General features: G+C 41.4%; 8 protein-coding genes. 4 read left to right on the forward strand and 4 right to left on the reverse strand.

From position 1 onward, the window contains the following. Positions 1-8 precede the first annotated feature (8 nt). Positions 9-1,244 carry a diaminopimelate decarboxylase gene (gene lysA, locus QWZ01_RS12905; protein ID WP_353959409.1) on the reverse strand — a complete coding sequence of 412 codons (1,236 nt, stop codon included), beginning with the start codon at positions 1,242-1,244 and terminating at the stop codon, positions 9-11. A 109-nt stretch (positions 1,245-1,353) separates the two neighbouring features. Continuing rightward, the gene (locus QWZ01_RS12910; RefSeq protein ID WP_290323751.1) at positions 1,354-2,664 is read right to left on the reverse strand and encodes an aspartate kinase; all 1,311 of its coding nucleotides are present in this window, start codon (positions 2,662-2,664) and stop codon (positions 1,354-1,356) included. Positions 2,665-3,080: 416 nt separating this feature from the next. Between QWZ01_RS12910 and QWZ01_RS12915 the strand changes: the two genes are divergently transcribed. Beyond that, the gene (locus QWZ01_RS12915) at positions 3,081-4,061 is read left to right on the forward strand and encodes an NHL repeat-containing protein (RefSeq protein WP_290323752.1); all 981 of its coding nucleotides are present in this window, start codon (positions 3,081-3,083) and stop codon (positions 4,059-4,061) included. Positions 4,062-4,191: 130 nt separating this feature from the next. On the opposite strand, the gene QWZ01_RS12920 is transcribed toward QWZ01_RS12915, so the two are convergent. After that, on the reverse strand, positions 4,192-5,649 hold the full coding sequence (locus QWZ01_RS12920) for a hypothetical protein (protein WP_290323753.1): 1,458 nt from the start codon (positions 5,647-5,649) through the stop codon (positions 4,192-4,194). A 119-nt stretch (positions 5,650-5,768) separates the two neighbouring features. Here QWZ01_RS12920 and QWZ01_RS12925 point away from each other — a divergent pair, with 119 nt between their 5' ends. Further along, a complete protein-coding gene (locus QWZ01_RS12925) occupies positions 5,769-7,751 on the forward strand; it encodes a phosphatidylinositol-specific phospholipase C domain-containing protein (protein ID WP_290323754.1) in 1,983 nt (660 codons plus the stop codon). Between the two features lie 10 nt (positions 7,752-7,761). On the opposite strand, the gene QWZ01_RS12930 is transcribed toward QWZ01_RS12925, so the two are convergent. Next, on the reverse strand, positions 7,762-9,480 hold the full coding sequence (locus tag QWZ01_RS12930; RefSeq protein ID WP_290323755.1) for a tetratricopeptide repeat protein: 1,719 nt from the start codon (positions 9,478-9,480) through the stop codon (positions 7,762-7,764). 234 nt (positions 9,481-9,714) lie between these two features. Between QWZ01_RS12930 and QWZ01_RS12935 the strand changes: the two genes are divergently transcribed. After that, the gene (locus QWZ01_RS12935; RefSeq protein WP_290323756.1) at positions 9,715-11,376 is read left to right on the forward strand and encodes an alpha-L-fucosidase; all 1,662 of its coding nucleotides are present in this window, start codon (positions 9,715-9,717) and stop codon (positions 11,374-11,376) included. A 107-nt stretch (positions 11,377-11,483) separates the two neighbouring features. Continuing rightward, the gene (locus QWZ01_RS12940; RefSeq protein WP_290323757.1) at positions 11,484-11,960 is read left to right on the forward strand and encodes a DUF417 family protein; all 477 of its coding nucleotides are present in this window, start codon (positions 11,484-11,486) and stop codon (positions 11,958-11,960) included. Positions 11,961-12,117: the final 157 nt, after the last annotated feature.

Below are 12,117 nucleotides of genomic sequence, written 5' to 3' on the forward strand. Positions count from 1 at the left end.
ATTTTTACTTATTCTGAATATACGCTTCCTACAATATCACGCAGGTTATAGCCTGAGGCCATCACTTCGCCGTAAGCTCCTGCCGTACGCACCGCAATTATATCGCCGCGGAATGACTCGGGCAGATCAACATCTTTTTGGAAACAGTCGGTACTTTCACATATCGGCCCTACAACATCATATTTCAGATTAGTAGTTGATGACTTTGCATTTTGGCTTACGTTCTCAATTTGATGATAAGCCTGGTAAAGCATCGGGCGTATTAGTTCGGTCATGCCGGCATCAAGTATCAGGAAATTCTTTTTAAGTCCGTTTTTTACATAAAGCACCCTTGATATCAGCGCAGCACTTTGAGCCACCAGTGCACGCCCAAGCTCAAAATGCACCTCCTGCCCCGGTTTCACATTCAGGAAGTTTTTAAACACCTGGAAATAGTTTTCAAAATCGGCAATGTCATTATCAGGGTGATGATAATCAACACCAAGGCCGCCGCCTGCATTTAATACCTTCACTTCAAAGCCATGATCGGTAAACCAATCCTGCATTTCGTTAATACGGGTACAAAGGCTTTTGTACACCTCCAGATCAGTAATTTGCGAACCAATATGAAAATGGATACCTAAAAACTGCAGGTTACTGCACTGGCGCAAAGCAGCAGCCACATCGGGCAGTTGCCATATATTTATTCCAAACTTATTTTCATCAAGCCCGGTAGTGATAAAATGGTGTGTATGGGCGTCAACATTAGGGTTTATGCGGATAGCCACATTTGCCTTTTTGTTTTTAGCAGCAGCAAGCTCATTAATAATGTGAAGTTCCTGCACCGATTCTACATTGAAGCAGAAGATATCGGCATCAAGCGCCAGGTTTATTTCCCTGTCTGATTTACCTACACCTGCAAATACTACTTTACCCTTATCAAAACCGTGCGCAATAGCAGCCTTCACCTCGTTGCCGCTTACACAATCGGCACCAAAACCATATGATTGTATAATATCAAGCACACGCGGGTTAAAGTTGGCTTTCAGGGCATAATGCACATGAAAGCCATGTTTTACCGAAGCATCACGACAAGCGTTAAGCGTTTGACGCAAAACATCAAGGTCGTAATAGTAAAACGGGGTTTCTAAATCTTTAAATTTATCTATATTGGCTGTACTAATCATATTAATATGAGTCCGGTTTTCTTTGTTTGTTTTGTTATTATGATGGCCGTTGGGCTTTCTATCAGCTATAAAAATTATAAAGGGGGAAAGATCCCTAAAAAATCATTCGTTATGTTTGCCTGGCTCTCTGTTATATTTATTCTTGTGGGGGCCTGGTTACTCTGGCGCGCTAAGTTATAAGCCGAAACTAAAACAACCTGTTATGCAGGCTCCTCAAAGTTTCTACCTTGTCTTCGGTTTTTATCAGTAACGACAGGTTATGATCACTGCCACCGTATGAGATCATCCTCAACGGAATGTGTTTTACTGCCTCCAATACCCGTGCTGCATAGCCGTGCTTTTCGGCGCCAAAATCACCCACAACACAAATAATGGTATGGTTAACATCCAGGTCAACTGAACCAAAGGCGGTAAGTTCACGGGTAATTTCACCAAGATGAGTAGTATCGTCAATGGTTAATGACACCGCTACTTCTGATGTCGTGATCATATCAATAGATGTTTTATACCGTTCAAATACCTCAAACACCTTACGTAAAAAACCATGAGCCAGCAACATACGGCTCGATTGTATCTTGATAGCTGTAATACCATCTTTAGCAGCTATTGACTTGATCTTGTCCTTTTCGCTGGTATTGGTGATCAGGGTACCCGGCGCCTGCGGATCCATGGTATTTAGCAACCTCACCGGGATCTTATATTTTTGAGCAGGGAATACACTTTGTGGATGCAATATTTTTGCACCGAAGTAAGCCAACTCAGCAGCCTCATCAAACGATAGCTGGGCAATGGGCTGTGTGCCTTTTACTATGCGCGGGTCGTTATTGTGCATACCGTCGATATCTGTCCATATCTGTACCTCTTCGCTCCGGATGCCTGCTCCAATTAACGATGCTGTGTAATCACTACCCCCACGGCGCAGGTTATCAATTTCGCCAAAGGTGTTACGGCAAATAAAGCCCTGTGTAATAAACAGGTTTACATCAGGATGTTTGTCAAGTAATGGGGTTATATTTTCGGTGATGTAATCTACAATCGGTTCATTGTCTTCATCTATCCGCATAAAATCAAGTGCCGGTAATAAAACCGATGCTACGCCGATCTCTTTAAGGTATATGTGATAAAGGGTTGTCGACAGGAGTTCGCCCTGGGCCAGTATTACTTTATCCTCAATGTAAGTGAACTGGTCGTTAGCTAAATTGCTAAGCAATGAAAAATGATAGTCAATTACTTCCTTACCTTGTTTTAAAAATTTCTCGTTGGCAAATAACTCCTTTATAAACAGCTCATATTTATCTTTCAGAATATTGATCAGCTCAATGGCCTTCTTCTTATCACCTGTAAGATAAGCTTGTCCAATTTCAACCAGGCTGTTTGTGGTGCCTGATACTGCCGAAAGCACAACAATTTGCCTTTCGGAAGGGTTAATGATGTCGAGCAGGTTTTTCATACGTGCGGGGCTACCCACCGATGTACCGCCAAATTTTAAAACTTTCATTTTTTGCTATTGTATACCTAAAACCACCGGATAATGCATACCCGTATTTGAGGCGCTAAAAATAAGATTTTAAAACGCTTATAGCCTAAAATGAACAGAATTAATTTGGGATTGCAAGGCAATCCTACAACCCTTGTAAGGATTAAAGTATTGACCCTATGAAGTAGTCTACTATCCTCCCCAAAAACCATGTAACCATCCCTTTAAATTTCGGCTCTGGGAAAATAATAACAATAATATTTATGCATTATATTTCCTAAAGAGCAATATTCTCACTATTACACACTTTTATTTAAATAATTGATTAACAATTGTATAAATAATTAAAATAATCAATTATTAACTTTAAGACAACAACTCCATCCTTTTTTATTCTGCAATAGTTAAACATTAATTAACCATTAAATTGTTATCCCATGAAAAAGGCCATTATCACTTTGTGCTCAATAATTTTATTGAGCCAGGCAGCTTGTAAGCGTGAGGAACAAGTAAAACCCCTTGCACCCACCCCTTCTGCAATTGCTGACACTTCTTTAAACACCGAAAGCCTGGCAATTGAAGGTTTAGACCCTCAATCGGCGACGACTCCTATGTATGTTCCTGTTATAATAGCAGGTAAGGCAAACGCTCCCGGTCATGCCGATGGCGTTGGTTCAAAAGCACGATTTTATAGCCCGTCAGGAATTTTTGTTAAAAAAGATGGTTCTTTGCTCATTGCAGATGGCGGCTATATTCAAAGGATAGTACCCGGTGCAATTGTATCAACCATTACTGAATCATCCGGAAGTTATGCTCCGGAGGGTATTGCCGCTACCACTGATGGCGCAATAGCAACATCTAACCCTGATTTTATTTCTGTGTATCGAAGCGAGAATGATGTAAAAGGATATTATGACTGTTTCCACTGCCAGATAAAAGGTATTGACGTTGACCCAGGAGGTAAATTTTTCTGGTATGTAACAGCCAATGTAACACCCTCATATATTGATAGTTATTATGGTAAACTTGATCCTAAAGATGAGTTTACCTCTGGTGGAGGTTACGTAGCCAGTGATACGTATGCAAAAGACATAAGCCTAACACAAAATGGCAATAAATTTTTTGCTACAGATGAAGGTGTATTTGAAGTAACTAAAGGAGAAGCTATTTATAAAATTTTACCCAACGCAAAATTCGATGACCTGACCAGCATAGCAATTAGTAAAGACGGAACCAAAATATATTTAGCGGATAATGGATCACTTAAATTAATAACCCGGTGTCCAACGTGTGAGCCAACCCTCAAAAAACTGGTTTCAAATGTTGATGCATCAGCAATAGCCTTATCCAATAGTGGCAGGGTCTTATTTTTTACCAGCAAAAAGCGTAGTACTGTAAGTAAAATCAATTTGCAATAGTAATATTACTGGGAGCTATGATTATTAATTTGAAGCATGTCGCGCTAATACAGTCATAGCTCCATTTACAAATACTTGCAAATTAAATTTCACCTCGGGTACTATCTTGTTGCAAATGCATGTATCACAACTACAAATTATGGATATAAGATATCATCAACCCCACCGAAAACTGCTTGGCACTGGTATCTACCGGGTCTCCTACTAAAACATTATCCTCATTGGGGTTATCAAAATTAACGTACTGCCTGTAATTATTAGTTTTACCATAAGAGAGCAACAAGCCCGTACGGAAATTGAATCGCCTTTTCTTGATATTGGCACCCAGCTGGGCATGGTAAATATTATAATAAGCCGTATTCCCTACATAGCCCTCATCATCTTTATACAAACTATTTTTGGCATAGTTAAAATCGGTATGTAAGGATAAAAAGCCGGTAACATCGGGTTTAAGGAGGCAGCTTGCGCCAACACCAAAATTAACCACCCGTGCCCGCACATCCTTAAGCTTTAATGATTGTGATGCCGAGGCGAAAAAATCCTGCGGAATATCGCCTTTTACAAAGTTTCCGTCCTTTGGTTCTATGAGGTTGTATTCATTTACCTTGTTAAAGTACTCGGTAACAAAGTAAAATTGACCGCCTTTGTAATCATAGGCATAAGCGAAACCAATACTTAGTGGCATTTTGTAGGTAGCGCGGAGTTTTTGTTGCCTTGAATTGGCCAAAAAACTTACAGTATCACCCGCAGATTCGGCAGAAGTTCCGATCCTTAAATTATTAAGCACCTGATCACTTAATATATTGGCAGTACCCATTATATGCAGTAAGGGCGAAGTTATGGTAAGCCCGAGATGATTGCGGCCTTCATCATACGACAAACCGGCCTTAAATTTAATACCTACATGAAAATAAGAGGCCAGGTATGATTCCTGTACATTAACAAGTGGCAGCAAACCTGCAGCAGTTGGCGTATTTATCAAGGATCTGGCGCTGAAATCAGAGTTAAAGGATTGCTTTCGCAGCAAGCCCTCGGCAGATAAACCCAGTGACAAACGGTCAGTTGCCTTAAAACCTCCACTTATAATGCCCGAGGTTTCATTGGTACTGTTCAGCTTTTTATACTGGCCCAAAAAGTATTCATTACCCGGGCTGTATGAATCGTCAAGTACATTAAACCGTGCATCACGCTGCTGGGTAGTCTGGTAACTCATCACCGGATTGTGGGTAAGCGCGTAGCCAACCGTAAAAGGGTGACTGCCCTTAAAAGATATATTGGCCGAAATCATTTGCGGGATAATACTGGCCGAGGTTGACTTAAGATCGAGCCCGGTACCTACTCCGTTTTTAACTTTGATTGAGCCATATTGATAAATTGACCCGCTAATAGATGCTGAGTTTTTATTACTGAAAGCCAGCAACGCCGGATTCAGGAACATAACCCCGCTATCGCGATTAAAGGCAATTACCGCGCCCGGGGTTAAAAAACCACCCGGATTATAACTTGACGACCAATAGTTGGCGTCTTGAGCTTTTACTTCCTGTAAGAAAAGTATAGCAAATAAAATAGTGATAAGAAGCTTTGACATAGGGAGTATTTTTTGAGAGAATAAAAAACACACAATTACAACACAAGATAACATTTTGAATATTATATTTTTAATAATCAGACATTTAGGTAAATTTCCGTGAAATAAGCGCCTCTTTCATGAAATTAACCCTCACCCTGATCATAGTCTGCCTTTCAATTTTGGGAGAAACCCGGCATCTGCAGGCGCAAAACCTGAGCTTTAGCCAGCCGGTTAATTTTTTGCCGGCCGTTCGTACAGATAAGGCCATTGACATTACCAATTTTAAAGGCGGCTATTTTGTAACCTGGAAAGATGCCGGTAATACCGGCAATATTCATGTTTGCTACCTGGGCAAACAGTATAATACCAACTTTTTACAAAATGAAAGCGCTGTTGGTTCCGAACAAAGCGCCTTCGCGCCGGTTTTAAGGGTGGTTAATAATCATATATATGCCCTATGGCTGGGCACCGATGGCTCGTTAAAATATATCATCAACAGCAGTGATACCACTTTTAATACACAAACCATTAACACCGTAAGCTTTGATGGTTCGCCAAAACTTAAATCAGGCATCACGGCTACCGTTATAAATGGCCGCATGATGATAGCCTCACATGCCGATAATAAGAATGAAATGGTAGTAGCCCTTATTGATGCTGATGATCAGGGCATTCTTAAATCATCAGCTTTACAAACCGTGCCTTATAAAAGTGATGATTACCCATTCATCGTAACGCTCTCCAACAACACTATAAGACTGTGCTATAAGGGTTTTACCGATCAGACAATATATTACGCGGATCTTAATACCGATACCAAAAAGTGGACCGCTCAGGTTCCTTTTTCTGCTTCCAAAACAAAAGCATCTCCGGCGGTTTATCATGCCTTTAATACCAACAGGTTGTTTTATATGTGGAAAGGCAATAAAAAAGATAATCTGATATATTATGCCACCGCCGATGAACAAAGCCGCCTTGCAGATGAACATTTTTTACCTGCGTACTTTAAAACGACCGTAGCGGTATCTGTTTGTAATGTAGATAATAAAAAATTCATTATGGCTTTTGTTGGCGAAGATCAAAAGCTTTATCTGAGCTATTTTACCAACTATAACCCGGCCCACTGGATGGAAGATACCCTGTTTCCGGTCAAGGGCAATCTTACCTTGAAAGATATTGTGATCCCGGGTTCACATGATGCGGGCATGTCGGCATTAAATGGCACCGGGGGTACACAAAGCGGCTCAATTAACCCATGTAATACGCTTACTCAAAAACAAAACATTGGCAAGCAGCTTAATGCCGGTATCAGGATGTTTGACTTGCGGGTAGGCTCGTTTAAAAACAGTATTTATACCAAACACAGCTCATCTGACTGCATGGCCGAAGCCATGGGTGGTGGCTATGGCGAACGGTTTAAAGACATTCTGGATTCTGTTAAAACCTTTCTCGACCGGAACAGAAAAGAATTTATCATATTAACATTCAGCCACTTTTGTCAGAAAGAAGCTCCAGCAAGCAAAGTGGCCGATACTATTATCCAAATGCTGGGTAAAGAAAGGGTTTTCAATAACCAGTCGAAAAGTATAGATCAGATTAAACTGAATGATCTGGCTGGCAAGGTGATAGTTACGTTTGAGCAATATGCCAGCCCTGATAAACTGATCGACTCTAATTCTATGGCCGATAAAGCGAAAACTTTCTTGAATTTCCGCAGGGCATACGCGGCCACCAATCAGATAGCCAAACTATTAACCCGTGAGGAGCTTTTTTTTACCCTGATGAAAGATGGCACCAATAAAAATGACCTGGTTCGGTTAGACTGGCAGCTCACCCAAAGCAGCGACGAGGCTGCCCTCGTATGTAATGACTTTCAGGACGATAAGTTAGATCCGGTAATTAGCGGTGTAATGCTGCTTACCAACGTGATCAAAAAAAATCAAAGCATTATTGACCTTGCCAAGTTTGGCAATAAACATTTACCTACAAAAGTTAATGAATGGATCAGCAACGGGGTTATTAACAAAAACAACAAACCCAATATTTTGTACGTTGATGTTGCCGGTGCCTGGATAACCGATTATTGCATCGAACTAAACAAATTGCCTGTTTACAATTAAAGAAGTTATATCAGTTCATAAAAACAGAACCCGTAGGCGCCACATCCGCATGGGAAAACGACCGCAGGAAACCCGATTTATAATGCGGAAGCTCCTCTTTACGGTTCTGTGCTTTCAAACACTGGTATAACCCTAATAACGACCAACCGTTGCTCGGGTTATGCACAAGGTCTTCCCGGTAAACTTGTTCGGCTAAGGCTATATCATCATTTTTCAAGAGATAAGCACCCAAAAATTGTCTCGCAGGAATGGGCCAATCGGAAGGTTCAGCGTAAATCATATTGTCTTCAACCTTAACTGCTTTTTTCAGACAGGCTATACCATCATCGTATTTATTTTGATGTAATAAAATTGCTCCCTCCAAAATATTTTCGGCAATTGCAGCCCCTTCCAAAGGCGTATTAAATGGTATCCGCCTGATCTTTAAAACCGGATCCTTCATTTTTTCGCGGAGCTGTGCCAGTTGCTCACGAGCCGAGTCTGACTTGCTGGTATAAATAAAGGCCAGGCCCCTGGCAAAATTATTCAGCACCTGAGCGTATGTCCAGGCTGAATTGAAAGTAGTGGTATCTTTCAATATCTCATTCCATTTACCCATGCGCACTTTGGTTAGTACAGGCATCATGTATAAATACTGGCTGTAGGTATCTTCGGGTGTTGGCGAAACACTTTTGCGGCAATGTAAAGCTGCATCTATTCCCTTTTCATACATCGCACCGCTAAGGGCACAGTAAGTTTGTACAGCCAACTGGTGCGAACTAAATTGAGGGAGCGATATATTTTTGGCAAGAGAATAATAGTTGAGGGTATTTTTATTAGCCTTGTTATTGGCATCAACACCCTGAAAATATAAACCATTACGCTGATAAACGTGGCTTGACATATGAACCATGTGCCCTACCCCAGGGAAAAGTCGTTTCAAGGCCTCAGCATTGGGCATAGCCACATCCGGGTTATGGGACGCCTCTGTTAAATGAATATAATAATGCAAAGCTCCCGGCTGGTCGGGGTTAGCTTTCAGCACTCCTTTACACAGGCTTATCAGCTCCGGTGTCCATGCTTTTGCCAGGCCCTCGGTGTTCCAAAAATCCCATGGGTGAATCAGCATTACTGCATCTATATACAGCATTTTAATATCTACATCATTAGGGTAAGCGGTTATCAGGTTCTTCATCCCTTCGGCATAACCTGCATTATCATTTTTAGTTTGTCCGTTTACAGTAGGATAACGCAAGTTCATTACTTTGATAAGTTGTTTTTCCTTCACTGTAGCATTCCGGGCTGTGGCATTCAGTTGTTTCATGGCCTCTGGCAGCGTTTTGGGTACCGTGTACAAATGAGCGGCATTATAGTAAGGCCCCATGCTTAAAGCCTGCCCCCAATACGTCATTGGTGATGAGGGATCAAACCTGGCGGCTTCTTTGAATGAGGCTAAGGCTTCTTTCAGATGATAGCTGTAATACATGGTTAATCCCTGGTTAAAATAAAACTGGGCGCTATCATTCCGTGTTGAAATATGGTAACTGTACTGCCCCCATCCTGGTAATTTTACTATAAATTTTCCGTTGGCTGCGGTATCCAAATCATCAATGGCCGAAAACGAACCGCAAACTACCGGATAAGCTTTTTTTGCCTTGTTTAATAAAGGAGCTTTTTTTAATTGAAATGGAAACAAATAGCTTCCCAGCAAAAAAAAGGGCAACGCAAAAAATAACGATAGCTTTTTCATTTTCAGTTATTTTAACAAAAGTTACAGATAAGGATAGCCGGTATTATTAATTGGCAATAAATCAAATAGATATTCTAATATAATAAAAAACTGAAGGATAATTTATGCTGATTTTTGAATTATTGCTTTGTTAACCACTAAAGCTATTTTCTGTTAACGCTGAATATTATTTTTTCTAAATTTACTTTATCCACCCCTGCAGGATAATCATTTACCAATTACAACACATACCTCATGAAACGAAGATCAGTTATCAAAGGCCTGGCTGCCGTATTGCCTGCGCTATGGATGCAAAAAACTTTTGGAGCGCTTAATTTTCCGGCTTACAACAATCGTTCGCTAATTGCCGACGGCCCCTTTCAGCCCGACTGGCAATCACTGGCGCAGTACCAGGTTCCTGACTGGTTTCGTGATGCCAAGTTTGGCATATGGGCGCATTGGGGCCCGCAATGCCAGCCCGAACGGGGCGATTGGTATGCCCGCGGCATGTACCAGGAAGGTACTGATCAATATAAATATCACATTCAAAAATATGGGCACCCTTCAAAATTTGGTTTTAAGGATGTAATAAATGAATGGAAGGCCGAGAACTGGGATCCTAATGAACTGGTTGGTTTATATAAACGTGCAGGCGCCAAATACTTTATGGCACTGGCTAACCACCATGATAATTTTGACTTGTACGACAGCAAATACCAAAGCTGGAACTCAACCAAATTGGGGCCCAAGAAAGATTTGGTTGGCGGCTGGGCAAAGGCCGCCAAAGAACATGGCCTTCCTTTTGGTGTTACTGTACATGCCTCACACCCGTGGACATGGTATGAAGTTGCTCAGCGTTCTGATAAAGCCGGCCCTTATGCCGGTGTACCTTACGATGGTAATATAACCAAGGCAGATGGTGCAGGTAAATGGTGGGATGGCTATGATCCGCAGGAATTATATGCTCAAAACCATGCCCTGAGCCAGGATAGCCTTGATGACAGTAGCATGAGCCGCCATTGGGACTGGGGTAATGGTGCCAGTGTACCCAATACTGCTTACACCGAAAAGTTTTTAAACCGCACCATAGAACTGATTGATAAGTATGGCCCCGAGCTCATTTATTTTGATGATAGCGTTTTACCCCTTTGGCCAATAAGCGATGTGGGTTTAAAAATTGCAGCTCACATGTATAATACCAGTATTAAAAAGCACGGCAAACTACATGCTGCCTTGTTTGCCAAAGTATTGGATGTGGAACAACGCAAATGTATGATATGGGATATTGAACGAGGCCAAAGCAACCAGATAGAACCACTGCCATGGCAAACCGACACCTGTATTGGCGGCTGGCATTATGATCGCCGCATCTATGATAATAAAACTTACAAAAGCGCCAAAACAGTGATACATACCCTTGCCGATGTGATAAGTAAAAACGGCAACTTGCTATTAAACATCCCAATACGGGGAGATGGAACTATTGATAGCGAGGAACGCGCCGTGGTAGAGGAAGTGGCCGCCTGGATGCACGTGCATAGTGAAGCAATTTATGGTACCCGTCCCTGGAAAATGTTTGGGGAAGGCCCTGCCATAGAATCGGCAGCACCCATCAATGCCCAGGGGTTTAATGAGGGTAAGGGCAAACCGTTTACCGCAGATGATATCCGTTTTACAACCAAAGGCAAAACACTGTATGCCATTGCCATGGGCTGGCCGGGCGAAAAGGGTAGCTTGATTAAAACACTGGCCAATTCATCGCCGCAACTGGCAGGGCAAAAAGTAAGTGCAGTATCGTTATTAGGCTCGCATGGCAAGTTAAACTGGCAGCAAACCAATGAGGGCCTTAAAATTGAAACACACGTACAACAACCTGAAAACAAGGCGATAGTTTTTAAAATTGAAGGTATAGTTTAGCATAGCACCACACCCGTTCAAGGCGTTTGACAAAAAAATTTGAAACATTTTGTAAGGAACCATTTGATGGCACGACCAATTGTTAAAAACCATCAAAAATTATAAAAATGAAACTATTAAATTTTGCCAAATGGCTCGACGAAAAAAACATAGGCTTTATCATATCAAGCTTCGGAATTGCTTTGATCCTTTTATGGATAGGCCTGTTTAAATTTACACCATCCGAAGCTAATGGTATAGCTGGGTTAGTACAAAACAGCCCGCTGATGAGTTGGATGTATCATATTTTCAGCATCCAAACTACATCACGTATTGTTGGCGTAACAGAGATCATTGCCGCACTTGCTATCCTGGCAGGTAACTTTTCACCCAAAATAGGTGTTTGGGGCAGTGTGCTTTGTATTGTAATTTTCTTTGTAACCAGTACATTTTTCCTTACAACGCCAGGTTCAATTGCCCAGGTAGACGGGGTTTGGGCGCCTTCGGGTGTAGGATCATTCCTGATAAAGGATATCAGTATTCTTGGGGCATCAATATTTTTGTTAGGCTACTTCTCAAAAAGAGCTATTGCTTCGCAGTATTAAGATCATTTCTGTAAGCCGGGAGTTTATAAATAATAAGCCCGGCTTATAGAATTTTCACCTGATGATTTTTTAACTGTAAAAATCTCCCGATTTTATTTACATTGTAGCTCCATATCTCGAACCAATTACATAATGAATAAACCTGCTTTTGATCGAA

It is taken from the genome of Mucilaginibacter aquaedulcis (assembly GCF_030409325.1).
GTDB lineage: Bacteria > Bacteroidota > Bacteroidia > Sphingobacteriales > Sphingobacteriaceae > Mucilaginibacter > Mucilaginibacter aquaedulcis.